This window comes from Variovorax sp. 10N412 (assembly GCF_056394985.1).
On record NZ_JBFTIO010000015.1, the window covers coordinates 162134 to 179056 of the forward strand.

The following is a 16923-nucleotide window of genomic DNA, read 5'->3' on the forward strand; positions in this document are numbered from 1 at the left end:
ATGAAACGCCGTGACATCCTCATCGCGCCCCCCGCGCTGGCCGCATTGGCCTTCGCCGCTGGCGCTCGCGCGCAGATCGGCGGCGCGCCGGTGCGCATCCTCGTCGGCGCGCCCGCCGGCGGCTCGACCGACACGCTGGCCCGCTCGCTGGCCGTCAGCATGGGCCCCGCGCTGGGCCGCACCGTCATCGTCGAGAACAAGCCCGGCGCCGGCGGCAACATCGCCGCCGACGCGGTCGCCAAGGCCGCGCCCGACGGCCACACGCTCCTGCTGAGCTTCACCAGCCATGCCATCAATGCCACGCTGTATCCCACGCTGCCCTTCGATCCGGTGAAGGACTTCACGGCGCTCACCTGCGTGGCCACCTCGCCGTCCATCCTGGTCGCCAGCCCGAGCCTGCCGGTGAAAAACGTGCGCGAACTCATCGCGCTCGCCAAGGCCAAGCCGGGGCAGCTCAACTTCGCCATCGGCGCGGTGGGCTCGTCGCTGCACATGGCGGGCGAAGACTTCAAGATGCAGTCGGGCGTGGACATCGTGAACATTCCCTACAAGGGCACCGCGCCCGCCGTGCAGGACCTGCTCGCGGGCCAGGTGCAGCTGATGTTCGCGGCGGTGGGCAACGTCAAGGCCCACATCCAGGCCGGCAAGCTCAAGGCGCTGGGCGTGACCACCGCCAAGCGCCTGCCCGCGTTCCCCGACGTGCCGGCCATTGCCGAGGCCTTGCCGGGCTACGAGTCGAGCGCCTGGTTCGGCCTGTTCGGCCCGGCACGCCTGCCCGCCGACGTGGCGCGCAAGCTCGGCGACGCGGCGCGCCAGGCGCTGCAGCAGCCCGACATGCGCAAGCGGCTGGAGACCGAAGGCGCGATTCCGGTCGGCAACTCGCCCGAGCAGTTCGCCGCCTTCGTGCAGAGCGAGATCCCGCGCTGGGCCAAGGTCGTGAAGTTCTCCGGAGCCAAGCCGGAATGACCTCGCCTGCACTGAACCGCACGCCCGGGACGCCAACGCAGACGCTGGCGCAGAAGCTCATCGCGCGCGCCAGCGGCCGCGGCCATGTGGCGGTGGGCGAGATCGTGACCTGCGGCGTCGACCTTGCGATGTTCCACGACTCCTCGGGCCCGCGCCGCCTGAAGCCCATGCTCGAGGAGCTGGGCGCGCAGATCTGGGACCGCTCGCGCATCGTGCTCGTGATGGACCACTACGTGCCCGAGCGCGACGACGACTCGCGCCGCATCGTGCGCATCGCGCGCGACTGGGCGCGCGACCAGCAGCTGCCGCACGTGTACGACAGCCAGGGCATCTGCCACGTGGTGGTGCCGCAGCACGGCCACATCCGCCCCGGCATGCTGTGCGTGGGCGGCGACTCGCATTCGCCCACCGGCGGCGCCTTCGGTGCCTACATGTTCGGCGTGGGCAGCACCGAGATGCTCGGCGTGGTCGTCACCGGCGAGATCTGGCTGCGCGTGCCCGAGACCATCCGCATGTGGTGGGACGGCGCACTGCCCGCGGGCGTGACCGCCAAGGACATGATGCTGCACATGATCGGGCGCTTCGGCATGAACGGCGGGCGCTACCAGGCGGTGGAGTTCGCCGGGCCGGCCGTCAAGGCGCTGTCGATGCAGGAGCGCATGACGCTGTCGAACATGAGCGCCGAGCTGGGCGCGCAGGCCGGGCTGATCGCGCCCGACGAGACCACGGCCGCCTTTCTCGAAGGCGCGGGCGCCCCACGAGCGGACATGGCCCGCTGGTTCACCGACGAGGGCGCCGACTTCACGCGCCACCGCTTCGACGCCGCCACGCTGGAGCCGCACATCGCCGCGCCGCACAGCCCGGCCAACTCGCACGGCGTGAGCCGCTATGCGGGCACGCACGTGGACGTGGCCTACATCGGCGCGTGCACCGGCGCCAAGCTCGACGACCTGCGCGCCGCGGCCCAGGTGCTGCGCGGGCACAAGGTGGCGGCGGGCATCCGCCTGATCGTCGCGCCCGCCAGCATCCAGGACCAGGAGCAGGCGCGCGCCGAGGGCGTGCTGCAGGTGCTGATGGACGCGGGCGCCGAGCTGTTCCCGACCGCCTGCGGCGCCTGCTCGGGCTATGGCGACCCGATGGGCGACGACATCACCGTCATCTCGACCACGGCGCGCAACTTCAAGGGCCGCATGGGTTCGCCGACCGCGCAGGTGTACCTGGGCTCGCCCTACACGGTGGCGGCCGCGGCGCTGCGCGGCCAGGTGACCGATCCGCGCGAGGTGCTGCAATGAGCGTGACACGCGCCACCCACCGCGTCTGGCGCCTGGGCGCCGACATCGACACCGACCTGCTCGCGCCGGGCCATGCCATGAAGCACGGCATCGACATCATCGCGAAGCACTGCCTCGAAGCCATCCGCCCCGACTTCGCCGCCGGTGTGCAGCGCGGCGACGTGCTGGTGGCCGGGCCCAACTTCGGCATCGGCTCCTCGCGCGAGCAGGCCGCCGCCGTGCTGGTGCACCTGGGCGTGGCGGCAGTCGTCGCGCCTTCGTACAGCGGCCTGTACTTTCGCAATGCCTTCAACGTGGGCCTGCTGCTGCTGACCTGCGCCGAGGCCGAAACGCTGAACGAGGGCGAGCAGATCGCCCTCGACACCACGGCACCCGAGATCGTTGCACCCGGCGCCCGGCGCCTGGCCTGCGAGCCGGTGCCGCCATTCCTCATGGACATGGTCCGCGCCGGCGGACTGTTGAACCAGCTGCGCCAGCGCTCCAGCCGCCCCGCCTTCAAGAAAGCCCCCGATGCCTGATCCTTCTTCCGCCACAACACTCGACCCCGTCACGCTCGCCGTGCTGCGCGGCCGCCTCGAACAGGTGGCCGACGAGATGGACGCCACGCTCTACCGCAGCGCGTTCAACCCCATCATTGCCGAGGCGCACGACGCCTGCCACGGCCTGTACGACGCCACCACCGGCGACACGCTGGTGCAGGGCAAGTCGGGCCTGCCGGTGTTCGTGGGCGCCATGGCCTTCGCCGTGCGCGCCACCGCCAAGGCCGCCGAGCCGCGCGGCGGCATGAAGGACGGCGACATCTGGATCAGCAACGACGCCTACGACGGCGGCACGCACGCCAACGACTTCAAGCTGGTGAAGCCCTTCTTTCGCAACGGCAAGCTCTACTGCCACATGGCCTCGGCCGCGCACTGGCACGACGTGGGCGGCGCGGTGCCCGGCAACTACAACCCCGCGGCCACCGAGTGCTGGCAGGAGGCGGTGCAGATTCCGCCGGTGCGCATCGTGCGCAACGGCGTGCTCGACGCCGACGTGCTGGCCATCCTGCAGGCCAACACGCGCCTGCCCGACAGCCTGTGGGGCGACCTGAACGGCCAGCTCGCCGCGCTGGAGCTCGGCGAGAAGCGGCTGAACGGCCTGCTCGACGAGTACGGCGACGACCTGGTGCTGAACGCATTGAGCGAGCTGCGCACCCGCGCGCTGCGCCTGATGCGCTCGCACATCGCCTCGCTGCCCGACGGGCGCTACAGCTTCGACGACGTGCTGGACAACGACGGCATCGTCAACGAGCCGCTGACCATCGCGCTCGACATGACCGTGGCCGGCGACCGGCTCACGCTCGACTTCTCGCGCACCTCGCCGCAATGCGCGGGGCCGGTGAACATCTCGCGCGCCACCGCCATCGCGGCCTGCTACGTCGCGCTCAAGCACCTGTTCCCCGACGTGCCCGCCAATGCCGGCGTGCTCGATGCGGTGGACTTCGTCATTCCCGACAAGCTAGTGATCAGCTGCGAACGCCCGCGCCCGGTCGGCGGCTACACCGAGACCATCCTGCGCATGATCGACGTGATCTTCAGCGCCGCCGCGCAGGCCGACCCCACCCGCGCCGTGGCGCAGGCCTACGGCACCATCAATGCGCTGTCGATCGCGGGGCACCGCAGCGACAAGGGCCGCGAGGGCCAGCGCTGGGTGATGTTCAGCTTCTTCGGCGGCGGGCACGGCGGGCACTCGGGCGGCGACGGGCTGTCGCACGGCAACGCGCCGATCTCGACCGCGACCATTCCGCCGCTCGAGATTCTCGAAGCCGCCTACCCGGTGCGCTTCACCGAATGGTCGCTGCGCGCCGACTCCGGCGGCGACGGCCAGCACCGCGGCGGCCTGGGCGCCGTCTATGAAATCGAACTGCTCGAGAAGGACGCCGAGGTGTTCGTCTTCGGCGAGCGCGGCACCTCGCCGCCCAAGGGCATCGCGGGCGGCGGCCCGGGCGCGGTCAACGTGTTTAGCTACGAGAACGCGGGCGAGTGGCACACACCGCCCATGGTCTCGAAGATGCGCGGCATCACGCTGGCGCGCGGCGAGCGCGTGCGGCTGGAAACCCCCGGTGGCGGCGGCTGGGGCCATGGCGCCCGGCGCAACCCTGCGCAGCGCGAGGCCGACGCGGCCATGGGCTACGTGAACACCGACAGCAAGAAGAAAGCCTCCGAATGACTTCCCCTGCCAAATCCCTTGTCGTCGGCGTCGATGTCGGCGGCACCTTCACCGATCTGTTCGTGCTCGACGAAGCCAACGGCACCGCGCGCATCGTCAAGGTGCCGTCCACCCGCGGCGAGGAAGCGCGCGGCTTCATGAACGGCGTGGCGCGCGTGGCCGACTCGGCCGCCGACATCTCGACCATCGTGCACGGCACCACCGTGGGTACCAACGCGCTGCTGGAGCGCAAGGTGGCGCGCACCGGCATCATCACCACGCGCGGTTTCCGCGACGTGCTCGAGCTGCGCCGCCGCGACCGGCCCGAGACCTGGGGCCTGCGCGGCAGCTTCAAGCCCGTGGTGCCGCGCGACCTGCGCCGCGAGGTGGACGAGCGCGTGCTGGCCGACGGCACGCTGCACACGGCGGTCGACCTGGAGCAGGTGCGCGCCGAAGCACGCTCGCTGCTCGAAGCCGGCTGCGAGGCGGTGTGCGTGTTCTTCATCAACACCTACGCCAACCCCGAGAACGAGCGCCTGGCCGTGGCCGCGGTGCGCGAACTGTGGCCCAACCCGCACGTGACCTCGGCCAGCGAGGTGCTGCCCGAGATCCGCGAGTTCGAGCGCTGCTCGACCGCCACGCTCAACGCCGCGCTGCAGCCGGTGGTGGGCAGCTACCTGGGCCGGCTGGAGAGAGACCTGCGCGCGCAGGGCTTCGCCGGCGAGCTGCTGGTGGTGCAGAGCAACGGCGGCGTGATGTCGCGCCAGACCGCCAGCGACCTGCCGGTGCGCACCGCGCTGTCGGGCCCGGCGGCCGGCGTGATCGCCTGCGCGGCCATTGCGCGCGCGGCGGGCTTTCCGAACGCGATCACGGGCGACATGGGCGGAACGTCTTTCGACGTGTCGCTGGTGGCCAACGGCGAGGCCGCGCTGGCGGCGCAGACCGCCATCGAGTTCGGCATGGTGATCCGCTCGCCCATGATCCAGATCGAGACCATCGGCGCCGGCGGCGGCTCCATCGCGTCGGTGGATGCGAGCGGCATGCTGCAGGTGGGCCCCGAGTCAGCGGGCAGCGTGCCTGGCCCGGCCTGCTATGGGCGCGGCAACATGCGCCCGACGGTGACCGATGCGAACGTGCTGCTGGGGCGCATCGCCGCCGACCGTCCGCTGGGCGGCGGGCTGCTCGCCGCGCTGGACGCAGAGAAGTCGCGCCAGGCCATCGAGGAACATGTGGCACGCCCGCTGGGCCTCGATGTGTACGCGGCGGCCGAAGCGATTTTGACCGTGGCCAATGCGCGCATGGCCGGTGCCATCCGCCTCGTGTCCATCGAGCGCGGACACGACCCGCGCCGCTTCGCCTACATGCCCTTCGGCGGCGGCGGCGCGCTGCATGTGTGCGCCATGATGCGCGAGGTGGGCGTGGCCACGGGCATCGTGCCGCGCTACCCCGGCGTGACTTCCGCGCTGGGCTGCGTGATCGCCGACATGCGCCACGACGCGGTGCAGACACTCAACAAGCCGCTGGCCGAGCTGGACGTGGCCGATGTGCAGCGCCGCATCGACGCGCTGGCCGCCAGCTGCCAGCAACGGCTCGATTCTTCGGGCGTGCGCTTCGACGAGGTGAGGCAGGTCGTCGCGCTCGACATGCTCTACGCCGGCCAGACGCACACGCTGCCCGTGGTGCTGGCCGATGCGGGCAAGGCGCCGCTCACGGCCGCATCCATCCGCACCGCCTTCGAGGCGGCCTACACGGCAGCCTTCGGCCGCGTGCTCGACGGCATCGCCATCCGCGTGATGAACCTGCGCTACGCGCGCATCGGCGTGCGGCCCAAGTTCGACTTGAAGGTGCTGGCGCCCGAAGGCGAGGGCAGCACTGCGCCGCTGGGCACGCAGCGCGTTTTCCATCAAGGGCAGTGGCACGACGCGGTGCGCTATGCACGGCTCGAACTGCCGGTGGCCTCGCGCATCGACGGGCCCGCGATCCTGGAGCAGGCCGACACCACGGTGTGGCTGGAACCCGGCTTCCATGCCGAGGTCGATGCGCACGGCAACCTGCTGGTGAGGCCGTCGTGAGCGAAGGCGCGAAGATCGTCGCGGCGAAGACGGCGCTGGTCGTCATCGACCTGCAGAACGACTTTCTGGATGCCAAGGGCGCCTATGCGCGCGGCGGCGACACCAATCCGCCGGCCTTGCTGCTGCCCGAGCGCGTGGCCGCCGTGGCGCGCGCGCTGAAGGCGGCGGGTGGGCTGGTTGTCGCGAGCCAGTTCACGCTGTGGCCCGATGCGAAGGGCGAGCCGATGGTGTCGCCGCACCTGAAGGCGCTGCGCCCGTACCTGGCCAAGGGCGACTTCGCGCCCGGCAGCTGGGGCCAGGCCAACGTCGATGCGCTCGCGGGCCTGGTCGACGTGACCGTCAGCAAGGTCGCGTACTCGGCCTTCTTCAACACGCAGCTCGACTGGGTGCTGCGGCGCGCGGGCATAGCCACCGTGGCGGTCTGCGGCATCGTCACCAACGGCGGCGTGGCCAGCACGGTGCGCGACGCGCACATGCGCGACTACCGCACGCTGGTGCTGGGCGACGGCTGCGCGGCCTTCGGCGAGGAGCGCCACAACACCTCGCTGGCCGACATGCGCAACGTGGCCGAGGTCACGAACTGCCAGCCCTTCATCGATTCGATCGCATGACGCAACCCGTGCGAACCATTCGCCGCGCGGCGGCGGTCGAGGCCGACGTGCATGTGTCGGTGGCCATCGTCGGCGGTGGCGCCTGCGGGCTCACCGCCGCGCTGATGCTGGCCGATGCCGGCGTCGACTGCGTGGTGCTCGAACGCGATGCGCTGCTGAGCGGATCGACCGCGCTGTCCTCGGGCTTCATTCCCGCGCCGGGCACGCGCACGCAGCGCGCGCACGGCGTGGCCGGCGACAGCGCGGCGCGCTTCGCGGCCGACATCCAGGCCAAGGCGCACGGCCGTGCGGTACCGGCGCTGGTCGAGGCCTATGCCGCCGCCATCGGCCCTGCGCTCGATGCGCTGCAGGAACGCCACGGCCTGGCGTGGATGCTGCTCGACGGCTTTCTCTACCCCGGCCACAGCGTGCACCGCATGCACGCGCTGCCGCAGAAGACGGGCGCCGCGCTCATGGCGGCGCTGCAGGCCGCTGTCGAGGCCGCCGGCGTCCCCGTGCTCACGCAGGCGGTGGTCGACACGCTGGTGCTCGACGACGAAGACCGCGTGATCGGCATCGACTACCTGCGCCCCGACGGCCGGCACGAGACGCTGGGCTGCGACGCGCTGCTGCTCGCCTGCAACGGCTTCGGCGGCAACACGCAGATGGTGCGCACGCTGCTGCCCGAGATGGCCGAGGCCACCTTCGGCGGGCATGTGGGCAACGACGGCAGCGCCATCCTCTGGGGCGAGGCGCTGGGTGCGCAACTGCGCGACCTGGGCGGCTACCAGGGGCACGGCTCGTGGGTGACGCCGCAGGGCGCCTTGATGTCGTGGGCCGTCATGATGGAAGGCGGCGTGCAGCTCAACAGCGAAGGCCGTCGCTTCCACGACGAAACGCAGGGCTACTCCGAGGCTGCGGTGCATGTGCTGGCGCAGCCGGGCGGCATTGCGTGGAACGTGTTCGACACGCCCTTGCTCGCGCTGTCGCGCGGCTTTCCCGATTTCTGCGAGGCCGAGGCGGCGGGCGCGCTGCGCCGCTGCGACTCGGTGGATGCGCTGGCCGACTGCATCGGCTGCGAGCGCGCGGTGCTGCAGGCCACGCTCGATGCGCTGCGCGCTGGCACCCCGGGCGCCGACGGCCGCGTGTTCGCACGCGGGCTCGACGCGCCGTACTTCGCCGTCAAGGTGACCGGCGCGCTCTTCCACACCCAGGGCGGCCTGGCCACCGCGCCCGACATGCGCGTGCTGCGGCAAGACGGCACGCCGCTGCCCAACCTGCTCGCGGCGGGCGGCGCGGCGGGTGGCGTCTCGGGCGACGCGGTGTGGGGCTATCTCTCCGGCAACGGCCTGCTGAGCGCCGTGGCCGGTGGCTACATCGCGGCGCACACGGCTGCCGCGTTCATTCGATCCAAGGAGGCGTCCGCATGACGACCGAGAACTTCAAGACCCGGCTGGCGCGCAACGACATCGTGCTGGCCCCGGGCGTGTACGACGCGCTGAGCGCACTGGTGGCCGAGCAGGCCGGCTTCGAGGCGCTGTACCTCTCGGGCGCCTCCATCGCCTACACGCGGCTGGGCCGCTCCGACATCGGCCTGACCACCTTCACCGAGGTGGCCGACACGCTCGCGCGCATCACCGAGCGCGTGAACCTGCCGGTGATCGTCGATGCCGACACCGGCTTCGGCAACGCGCTGAACACGCAGCGCACGGTGCGCGGCTTCGAGCGCGCGGGCGCGGCCATGGTGCAGATCGAGGACCAGACCTTTCCCAAGCGCTGCGGCCACCTCGACGGCAAGGCCGTGGTGCCCGAGCGCGAGATGGTCGGCAAGCTGAAGGCCGCGCTGGACGCGCGCGCCTCGAGCGACACGCTGATCCTCGCGCGCACCGACGCGGTGGCGGTCGAAGGGCTGGAGGCCGCGCTCGACCGCGCCGAGGCCTACCTCGAATGCGGCGTGGACGCGCTCTTCATCGAGGCGCTGCGCTCGCCCGCGCAGATGGACGCGGCGTGCCAGCGATTCGGCGACCGCGTGCCGCTGCTGGCCAACATGGTCGAAGGCGGCAAGACACCGATCCAGGATGCCGATGCACTGCAGAAGCACGGCTTTCGCATCGCCATCTTCCCGGGCGGCACGGCGCGCGCGGTGGTGCACACGCTGCAGGGCTACTACGCAAGCCTGCACCAGCACCGCACCACGCAGCCATGGCGGCCGCAGATGCTGGACTTCGATGCGCTCAACGAGGTGATCGGCACGCCCGAGCTGATGCGCACCGGCCAGAAGTACGACTGACGACGCGGCTCAGCGCAACGCGCGGACCAGCGCGTCGTACACCAGCCGCACGCGCGCCGGCACCGGCGCGCGCTGCGAGCGGTAGACATGGATGGGCCAGGGCTCGGGCGCCTCGGCCTCCAGCACCGGCACCAGCGCGCCCGACTGCAGCAGCGGCTCGGCCAGCGGCCCCACGAGCTGGCCGAAGCCGATGCCCGCCAGCACCGCCGCGCATTCCGCATCGACGTCGTCGGTGACGAAGGACGGCGCGGCGATCGGCACCTGCCGCCCCTTGCTGAAAAACCACGACCACGGGCGGCCCGAGCTGCGGTCCATCAGCGCGGTGAGCGGAAAGCCGGGCAGCGCATCGAGGCTCTTCGGAATGCCGGTGCGCTCGATCAGCGCCGGCGCGGCCACCACGTAGAGGCGCATCTTGCCGACGGTGCGCGCGACGAAGCGCGCATCGCGGATGGGGCCTGCCCGCACCCCGATGTCGATCTGCTCGTCGACCACGTCGGCATGGGTCTCCGACAGCCTCAGGTCGAGCACCAGGCCGGGATGCTCGGCCAGCATCGGCGCCAGCACCTGCGGGATCAGCCGGCGGCCGAACACGTTGGGCGCCGTGACCCGCACCGTGCCCGCGTGCTGCGACAGCGCGCGCCGGTCGGTGCGGTGGAACAGCGCGTCGACGCCGCCCACCGCGGCACGCGCGCGCTGTGCGAGCTGCCGGCCGAAATCGGTGAGCTGCACGCCGCGCGTGCTGCGGTGAAAAAGCGGCTCGCCCAGTTCTTCTTCCAGTTCGCGCACCGCACGCGTCACCACCTGCGGCGACACGGACAGGCGCACGGCGGCCTCGCGGAAGTTGGCGGCATCGGCTGCGGTGAAAAAGACGCGCAGGGCTTCGAGGCGGTTGGACATGGAGTGTTCCTTGTTGAGGAATTCTGAAGTCGCCAGAGTTTCATTTACTGGAACGCGTGGATTTTCCACACTGCATGCACTTCTTCAACACACCCGAAAGGAATTTCCCATGACATCCGTTCAAGACAACATCAAGGGCAAGGTCGCCATCGTCACCGGCGCGAGCAGCGGCATCGGCGAATCCATGGCGCGCCACCTGGCCGCGCGCGGCGCGAAAGTGGTGCTGGCCGCGCGCCGCACCGAGCGCCTCGACCAGGTGGTCGCCGAGATCCGCGAGGCCGGCGGCGAAGCCATCGCCGTGGCCACCGACGTGGCACAACGCGCCGACCTCGACAAGCTGGCCGCGGCCACGGTTGAGGCCTTCGGGCGCATCGACGTGCTGGTCAACAACGCGGGCGTGATGCCGCTTTCGCCCATCGAGAAGCTCAAGGTCGACGAGTGGGACCGTACCATCGACGTCAACATCAAGGGCGTGCTGTACGGCATTGCCGCGGTACTGCCGCGCATGCAGGCGCAGGGCAGCGGCCACATCCTGAACGTGGCGTCCATTGCCGGCTTCAAGGTGTTCACGCCCATCGGCACGGTGTACAGCGCGACCAAGCATGCGGTGCGCGCCATCTCCGAAGGGCTGCGCATCGAAATGGGCAACAGCGGCGTGCGCGTGACCACGGTGTCGCCCGGCGCGGTCGAGTCGGAGCTGAAGTTCGGCAGCAGCGACGCCGACAGCGCGGCCGGCGTGAAGGCGTTCTATGACGCCAACCAGATCCCGGCCGACGCGGTGGCGCGTGCCGTGGTCTACGCGGTGGAGCAGCCGGCGAACGTGGACATCAACGAAGTGGTGGTGCGGCCGGTGTCGCAGGAGTTCTGAGTCGCGCGGTCGCCGACATGACCGAGGGAAGGGGCCGATTGCGGCCCCTTTTCGTTTCAATTAACCTTCAACAACTGAAGGTTTCTGGAAGCCGAAACCTCGAAGTCCCTGCAAAATAGAACGACCGTTCGTTTTTTGCCTGGGATTTCCACGATGACCGCCACCGCTGCTCCCGCCAAGCCCGCTCGCGCCGCCCAGAAGGGCCAGCAGACCAAGGCCGTCATCGTCGACGCCGCGCTGGCGCTGGCCGCGCAGATCGGGCTGGAAGGCCTGTCGATCGGCGCCGTGGCCGAGATCACCAAGATGAGCAAGTCGGGCGTGTTCGCCCACTTCGGCTCGCGCGAGGAACTGCAGATCTCGGTGGTGCGCGAATACCACGCGCGCTTCGAGCAAGAGGTGTTCTTCCCCGCCCTGAAGGCGCCGCGCGGCCTGCCGCGGCTGCGCGCCATGTTCGCCAACTGGATGAAGCGCACCTCGACCGAAATCGACTCGGGCTGCATCTACATCAGCGGCGCCTCCGAATTCGACGACCGTCCGGGGCCGGTGCGCGACGCGCTGGTCGAGTCGGTCAGCATCTGGCAGGCCGCCGTGCTGCGCGCCATCGTGCAGTCGAAAAGCGAAGGCCACCTGCGTGCGGACGCCGACGAGCGCCAGGTGGGTTTCGAGATCCACGGCCTGATCCTCGCGCTGCACTACGAGGCGCGCTTTCTCCAGGTGCCCGGCTCCATCGGCCGCGCCAACGTCGGTTTCGACAACATCCTCGCGCGCAGCGCAACCCCCGAGGCCCCCAGGCCGGAGGCTGCCACCGCAGCCGCACCCGCGGGCCGCCGCCTGAAGACCGTGCGCTGACACGCGCGCGGCTCGCCCCGCTTTCACGTTCTTGTTTTTTCTTTTTTCTATCTAGCTTCGACCAGGAGAGTTCCGGATGCCTACCTACACCCCCCCCGTTCGCGACATGCAGTTCGTGCTGCACGAAATGCTCAACGTCGCCGAGGAACTCAAGGCACTGCCGGCCCATGCCGAGACCGATGCCGACACCATCAACGCGGTGATCGAAGAGGCCGGCAAGTTCGCCGCCGAAGTGACCTTTCCGCTGAACATCAGCGGCGACGAAGAAGGCTGCGTGCTCGACAAGGCCACCCATGAAGTGACCACGCCCAAGGGCTTCAAGGCCGCCTACGCCAAGTACGTGGAAGGCGGCTGGCCCGCGCTGTCGTGCGACCCGGCCTTCGGCGGCCAGGGCCTGCCCTTCGTGGTGAACCAGTGCCTGTTCGAGATGCTCAACAGCGCCAACCAGGCCTGGACCATGTACCCGGGCCTGTCGCACGGCGCGTACGAGGCGCTGGTGGCCCACGGCACCGAAGAACAGAAGAAGACCTACCTGCCCAAGCTCACGAGCGGCGAGTGGACCGGCACCATGTGCCTGACCGAACCCCATTGCGGCACCGACCTGGGCCTCTTGCGCACCAAGGCCGAGCCGCAGGCCGACGGCACCTACCGCATCACCGGCAGCAAGATCTTCATTTCGGCCGGCGAGCACGACATGACGGACAACATCATTCACCTGGTGCTGGCCCGCCTGCCGGACGCGCCCAAGGGGAGCAAGGGCATCAGCCTGTTTGTGGTGCCCAAGTTCCATGTGAAGGCCGACGGCTCGCTGGGTGAGCGCAACCCGATCTTCTGCGCCGGCCTGGAGCACAAGATGGGCATCCACGGCAACGCCACCGCGCAGATCGTGATCGAAGGCGCCACCGGCACGCTGGTGGGCGAGCCCAACAAGGGCCTGGCTGCGATGTTCGTGATGATGAACGCCGCGCGCCTGGGCGTGGGCAACCAGTCGCTGGGCCTGACCGAAGTGGCTTATCAAAACGCACTGGCCTACGCCAAGGACCGCACGCAGATGCGTTCGCTGTCGGGCGTGAAGGCCAAGGACAAGGAAGCCGACCCGATCATCGTGCACCCCGACGTGCGCAAGATGCTGCTCACCGCCAAGGCCTACGCCGAAGGCGGCCGCGCGCTGCAGATCTTCTGCACGCTGCTGCTCGACAAGGAACACAACCACCCCGACGAGAAGGTGCGCAAGGACTCGGGCGAACTGGTCGCGCTGCTCACGCCCATCGTGAAGGCCTTCATCACCGACAACGGCCACATCGCGACCAACGCGTGCATGCAGGTGTTCGGCGGCCACGGCTTCATCAAGGAATGGGGCATGGAGCAGTTCGTGCGGGACAACCGCATCAACATGATCTACGAAGGCACCAACACCATCCAGTCGCTGGACCTGCTGGGCCGCAAGGTGCTGGGCAACAACGGCGCATCGCTGAAGAAGTTCGGCAAGCTGGTCGCGAAGCTGGTAGAAGAAGAGGGCGTGAACGAGAAGATGGCCGAGTTCATCAACCCGATTGCCATGCTGGGCGACCAGCTCACCAAGTTCACCACCGAGATCGGCTTCAAGGGCTTCCAGAACCCCGACGAAGTGGGCGCCGCCGCGGTGGACTACCTGCGCGTGGCCGGCCACTTCGTGTTCGGCTACCTGTTCGCGCGCATGGCGCAGGTCGCGTTGCGCGAAATCGCCGCCGGCAACACCGACCCGTTCTACGTGGCCAAGCTGCAGACCGCGCGCTTCTATTTCGCCAAGCTGTTCCCCGAGACCGCGACGCTGATGCGCACCGCGCGCGCCGGCAGCAAGGTGCTGATGGACACCGACGCGGCGCTGGCCTGAGGCCGGCCTCTTGCCCTTTTTGCCCTTTTTGCCCTTTCCTTCGACTCTGCGGGAGACACGCATGAAAACAACATTCGCAGCCGTTCTGTTCGCCGTCACGGCGGCCTCGGCCATGGCCCAGTCCACGCCCGTGGGCCTGTGGCGCAACGTCGACGACAAGACCGGCGAGGTCAAGGCCGAGATCAGCATCGCCGAGACCAACGGCGCGCTGCTCGGTCGCATCGAGAAGGCACTGGGCAAGGACGCCAAGCCCGGCGCCACCTGCGACGAATGCAGCGACGACCGCAAGGGCAAGCCCATGGTCGGCCTGGACATCATCCGTGGCGGCAAGAAGGCCGAGGGCAAGGACGTCTGGGAAGGCGGCAAGATCCTCGACCCCGAGAACGGCAAGGAATACCGCGCCAGCTTCACGCCCATCGACGGCGGCAGGAAGCTGGAGGTGCGCGGCTACCTGGGCCCGTTCTGGCGCACCCAAACCTGGAACCGTGTTCCTTGACCCACCCCCGTAGCTGCTCACTTCGTGTAGCAGCCTCCCCCTCGAGGGGGCAACACCAGCGGCCCGGCAAAGCCGGTTCCGCGGTGTTCCCCGAACTGATTCAGAACTTCGAAACTCCGCTATGTCCCGATTTCAAGTGAAGAAGGTCGCCGTGCTCGGCGCCGGCGTGATGGGCGCGCAGATTGCGGCCCACCTCGTCAACGTGCGCGTGCCTGTCGTGCTGTTCGACCTGGCCGCCAAGGAAGGCCCGAAGAACGGCATCGTCACGCGCGCCATCGACAACCTCAAGAAGCTCAAGCCCGCGCCGCTCGGCGACGTGGCCGATGCCGTGTTGATCGAGCAGGCCAACTACGAGGACGACCTCGCCAGGCTCGGCGAGTGCGATCTCATCATCGAAGCCATTGCCGAGCGCATGGACTGGAAGCTCGACCTCTACAAGAAGATCGCGCCGCATGTCGCCAGGCATTCGATCCTGGCCTCGAACACCTCGGGCCTGTCGATCACCAAGTTGAGCGAGGCGTTGCCCGAAGCGCTGAAGCCGCGTTTTTGCGGCATTCACTTCTTCAACCCGCCGCGCTACATGTTCCTGGTGGAGCTGATCAACACGCCCACCACGCAGCCACAGGTGCTCGACGACCTCGAGGCCTTCGTCACCAGCACGCTGGGCAAGGGCGTGGTGCGCGCGCACGACACGCCCAACTTCATCGCCAACCGCGTCGGCATCGCCGGCATGCTGGCCACGCTGAAGGAAGTCGAGAAGTTCGGCCTCACGCCCGACGTGGTGGACGACCTCACCGGCAAGAAGCTGGGCCGCGCAAGCTCTGGCACTTTCCGCACCGCCGACGTGGTGGGGCTGGACACGATGGCCCACGTCGTGAAGACGCTGCAGGACACCCTGAACGCCGAGACCGATCCGTTCTACGCCAACTTTGCGACGCCGCCGGTGCTCGCCAAGCTGCTGGAGCTGGGCAACCTGGGCCAGAAGACCAAGGCCGGCTTCTTCAAGAAGGTGGGCCGCGACATCCTGCGCTTCGACCTGAAGAGCGGCGAGTACGTGCCCGCCGGCGCCAAGGCCGACGAGGTGTACGGCCGCATGCTGAAGAAGCCCGCGGGCGAGCGCCTGAAACTGCTGCGCGAGAGCGAAGGGCCGCAGGGGCAGTTCCTGTGGGCGATCCTGCGCGACGGCTTTCACTACGCCGCCGTGCACCTGGCCGACATTGCGGAGAGCGCACGCGACATCGACTTCGCGATGCGCTGGGGCTTCGGCATGAAGCAGGGTCCGTTCGAGCTGTGGCAGGAAGCCGGCTGGGCACAGGTTGCCAAGTGGATTCAGGAAGACATCGACGCGGGCAAGGCGCTGAGCACGGTGCCGCTGCCCAAGTGGGTGTTCGAAGGCGCGGTTGCCAAGGCCGGTGGCGTGCACACGCCCGAAGGTTCATGGAGCGCGTTGCAGGGCCAGTTCATCCCGCAGCGCAAGCTGCCGGTGCACGACCGTCAGCTGTTCCCCGAGAGCGTGCTAGGCGCGAACGCGGCCGATGCCAACACCGCCGGCACCACGATCAGCGACGAAGGCGACGTGCGCGTGTGGACGCTGGACGGCGAGGTGTTGATCGCCAGCATCCATTCGAAGATGCACGCCATCAGCCCCGACGTGGCCGAGGCGCTGGGCGCCGCGGTCGAGCTGGCCGAGGCCGAGTACAAGGGCCTGGTGATCTGGTCGCCCGATGAGATGTTCTCCGTCGGCGCCGACCTGCAGGCGATGCTGCCGGCCTTCGTGGTCGCGGGCATCGGCGCGGTCGAAGGCGCGGAAGAAGAGCTGCAGAACGTGATGCTCAAGATCCGCTACGCCAGCGTGCCGGTGGTGTCGGCCGTGCGTGGCCTGGCACTCGGCGGCGGCTGCGAACTGGCGGTGTATTCGTCCAGGCGCGTGGCGGCGATGGAAAGCTACATCGGGCTGGTCGAAGTCGGCGTGGGGCTTATCCCCGGCGCGGGCGGTCTGACCTACATCGCACGCCGCGCGGCGGAGAACGCTGCGGCCTCGACGGGCACCGACCTGCTGCCGTTCCTGACCGAAGGCTTCACCGCCGCCGCCATGGCGAAGGTGGGCACGGGCGCGCTCGATTCGAAGAAGCTGGGCTACCTGCTCGACAGCGACGTGATCGTGCCGAACAAGGACGAGCTGCTGTACGTGGCGCTGCAGCAGGCCAGGGCGATGGCCGACGCCGGCTACCGCCCGCCGCTGCGCCGCACGTTCCGCGTGGCGGGGCGCAGCGGCGCGGCCACGATCAAGGGGCAGCTGGTGAACATGCGCGACGGCGGGTTCATCAGTGCGCACGACTTTCACATTGCGAGCCTGATCGCGAACGTGGTGACTGGCGGCGATGTGGACGCGGGTTCGCTCGTGACCGAGGAATACCTGATGACGCTGGAACGCAAGGCGTTCTGCTCGCTGATCGTGCATCCGAAGACGCAGGAGCGGATCATGGGGATGCTGAGTACGGGGAAGCCGGTACGGAACTGACCTGCATTTCTCCTTCCCCTTC

The 16923-nt window shown here is 69.3% G+C and carries 14 protein-coding genes; 13 read left to right on the forward strand and 1 reads right to left on the reverse strand.

Annotation, left to right across the window (positions count from 1 at the left end; all coding sequences use genetic code 11):
* The 8 genes from AC1DJH_RS26460 to AC1DJH_RS26495 are packed head-to-tail and all read left to right on the forward strand — an operon-like array spanning position 1 to position 9397.
* Complete coding sequence (locus tag AC1DJH_RS26460; RefSeq protein WP_472120682.1) at positions 1–966, forward strand: tripartite tricarboxylate transporter substrate binding protein; 966 nt, start codon at positions 1–3, stop codon at positions 964–966.
* Positions 963–2258, forward strand: coding sequence for a 3-isopropylmalate dehydratase large subunit (locus AC1DJH_RS26465; protein WP_478187749.1), 1296 nt, complete (start codon positions 963–965; stop codon positions 2256–2258). Before AC1DJH_RS26460 ends, AC1DJH_RS26465 begins: the two co-directional genes overlap by 4 nt.
* Positions 2255–2776 (forward strand): LeuD/DmdB family oxidoreductase small subunit, encoded by a 522-nt coding sequence (locus tag AC1DJH_RS26470; protein WP_478187750.1) that lies wholly within the window; start codon positions 2255–2257, stop codon positions 2774–2776. The genes AC1DJH_RS26465 and AC1DJH_RS26470 overlap by 4 nt, the downstream gene beginning before the upstream one ends.
* Positions 2769–4466 (forward strand): hydantoinase B/oxoprolinase family protein, encoded by a 1698-nt coding sequence (locus AC1DJH_RS26475; protein WP_478187751.1) that lies wholly within the window; start codon positions 2769–2771, stop codon positions 4464–4466. Before AC1DJH_RS26470 ends, AC1DJH_RS26475 begins: the two co-directional genes overlap by 8 nt.
* Entirely contained in the window at positions 4463–6517 is a 2055-nt protein-coding gene (locus tag AC1DJH_RS26480) for a hydantoinase/oxoprolinase family protein (protein WP_478187752.1), read from the forward strand. The genes AC1DJH_RS26475 and AC1DJH_RS26480 overlap by 4 nt, the downstream gene beginning before the upstream one ends.
* Entirely contained in the window at positions 6514–7128 is a 615-nt protein-coding gene (locus AC1DJH_RS26485; protein ID WP_478187753.1) for a cysteine hydrolase family protein, read from the forward strand. Before AC1DJH_RS26480 ends, AC1DJH_RS26485 begins: the two co-directional genes overlap by 4 nt.
* Positions 7125–8537: an FAD-dependent oxidoreductase gene (locus AC1DJH_RS26490; protein WP_478187754.1), complete on the forward strand. Its 1413-nt coding sequence runs from the start codon at positions 7125–7127 to the stop codon at positions 8535–8537. The genes AC1DJH_RS26485 and AC1DJH_RS26490 overlap by 4 nt, the downstream gene beginning before the upstream one ends.
* On the forward strand, positions 8534–9397 hold the full coding sequence (locus AC1DJH_RS26495; protein ID WP_472120695.1) for an isocitrate lyase/PEP mutase family protein: 864 nt from the start codon (positions 8534–8536) through the stop codon (positions 9395–9397). The genes AC1DJH_RS26490 and AC1DJH_RS26495 overlap by 4 nt, the downstream gene beginning before the upstream one ends.
* 9 nt (positions 9398–9406) lie before the next feature.
* Here the strand turns inward: AC1DJH_RS26495 and AC1DJH_RS26500 are convergent, their stop codons facing one another.
* Positions 9407–10294: a LysR family transcriptional regulator gene (locus tag AC1DJH_RS26500; RefSeq protein WP_435486337.1), complete on the reverse strand. Its 888-nt coding sequence runs from the start codon at positions 10292–10294 to the stop codon at positions 9407–9409.
* 109 nt (positions 10295–10403) lie between these two features.
* Between AC1DJH_RS26500 and AC1DJH_RS26505 the strand changes: the two genes are divergently transcribed.
* The 5 genes from AC1DJH_RS26505 to AC1DJH_RS26525 all read left to right on the forward strand — a co-directional run bounded on the left by AC1DJH_RS26505 (position 10404) and on the right by AC1DJH_RS26525 (position 16901).
* The gene (locus tag AC1DJH_RS26505) at positions 10404–11162 is read left to right on the forward strand and encodes an SDR family oxidoreductase (protein ID WP_478187755.1); all 759 of its coding nucleotides are present in this window, start codon (positions 10404–10406) and stop codon (positions 11160–11162) included.
* A gap of 153 nt (positions 11163–11315) precedes the next feature.
* The gene (locus AC1DJH_RS26510; RefSeq protein ID WP_478187756.1) at positions 11316–12011 is read left to right on the forward strand and encodes a TetR/AcrR family transcriptional regulator; all 696 of its coding nucleotides are present in this window, start codon (positions 11316–11318) and stop codon (positions 12009–12011) included.
* A gap of 76 nt (positions 12012–12087) precedes the next feature.
* Positions 12088–13884, forward strand: a complete 1797-nt coding sequence (locus AC1DJH_RS26515) for an acyl-CoA dehydrogenase C-terminal domain-containing protein (protein ID WP_478187757.1) — start codon at positions 12088–12090, stop codon at positions 13882–13884.
* 61 nt (positions 13885–13945) lie between these two features.
* Positions 13946–14380 (forward strand): DUF2147 domain-containing protein, encoded by a 435-nt coding sequence (locus AC1DJH_RS26520; protein ID WP_478187758.1) that lies wholly within the window; start codon positions 13946–13948, stop codon positions 14378–14380.
* Between the two features lie 121 nt (positions 14381–14501).
* On the forward strand, positions 14502–16901 hold the full coding sequence (locus AC1DJH_RS26525) for a 3-hydroxyacyl-CoA dehydrogenase/enoyl-CoA hydratase family protein (protein WP_478187759.1): 2400 nt from the start codon (positions 14502–14504) through the stop codon (positions 16899–16901).
* Positions 16902–16923: the final 22 nt, after the last annotated feature.

Bases quoted from the DNA above. Each gene is read 5' to 3' on its own strand.
- AC1DJH_RS26500 (WP_435486337.1), bottom strand. From the start codon at position 10,294: ATGTCCAACCGCCTCGAAGCCCTGCGCGTCTTTTTCACCGCAGCCGAT.
- AC1DJH_RS26475 (WP_478187751.1), top strand. From the start codon at position 2,769: ATGCCTGATCCTTCTTCCGCCACAACACTCGACCCCGTCACGCTCGCC.
- AC1DJH_RS26505 (WP_478187755.1), top strand. From the start codon at position 10,404: ATGACATCCGTTCAAGACAACATCAAGGGCAAGGTCGCCATCGTCACC.
- AC1DJH_RS26460 (WP_472120682.1), top strand. From the start codon at position 1: ATGAAACGCCGTGACATCCTCATCGCGCCCCCCGCGCTGGCCGCATTG.
- AC1DJH_RS26495 (WP_472120695.1), top strand. From the start codon at position 8,534: ATGACGACCGAGAACTTCAAGACCCGGCTGGCGCGCAACGACATCGTG.
- AC1DJH_RS26525 (WP_478187759.1), top strand. From the start codon at position 14,502: ATGTCCCGATTTCAAGTGAAGAAGGTCGCCGTGCTCGGCGCCGGCGTG.
- AC1DJH_RS26465 (WP_478187749.1), top strand. From the start codon at position 963: ATGACCTCGCCTGCACTGAACCGCACGCCCGGGACGCCAACGCAGACG.
- AC1DJH_RS26510 (WP_478187756.1), top strand. From the start codon at position 11,316: ATGACCGCCACCGCTGCTCCCGCCAAGCCCGCTCGCGCCGCCCAGAAG.
- AC1DJH_RS26490 (WP_478187754.1), top strand. From the start codon at position 7,125: ATGACGCAACCCGTGCGAACCATTCGCCGCGCGGCGGCGGTCGAGGCC.
- AC1DJH_RS26515 (WP_478187757.1), top strand. From the start codon at position 12,088: ATGCCTACCTACACCCCCCCCGTTCGCGACATGCAGTTCGTGCTGCAC.
- AC1DJH_RS26520 (WP_478187758.1), top strand. From the start codon at position 13,946: ATGAAAACAACATTCGCAGCCGTTCTGTTCGCCGTCACGGCGGCCTCG.
- AC1DJH_RS26480 (WP_478187752.1), top strand. From the start codon at position 4,463: ATGACTTCCCCTGCCAAATCCCTTGTCGTCGGCGTCGATGTCGGCGGC.
- AC1DJH_RS26470 (WP_478187750.1), top strand. From the start codon at position 2,255: ATGAGCGTGACACGCGCCACCCACCGCGTCTGGCGCCTGGGCGCCGAC.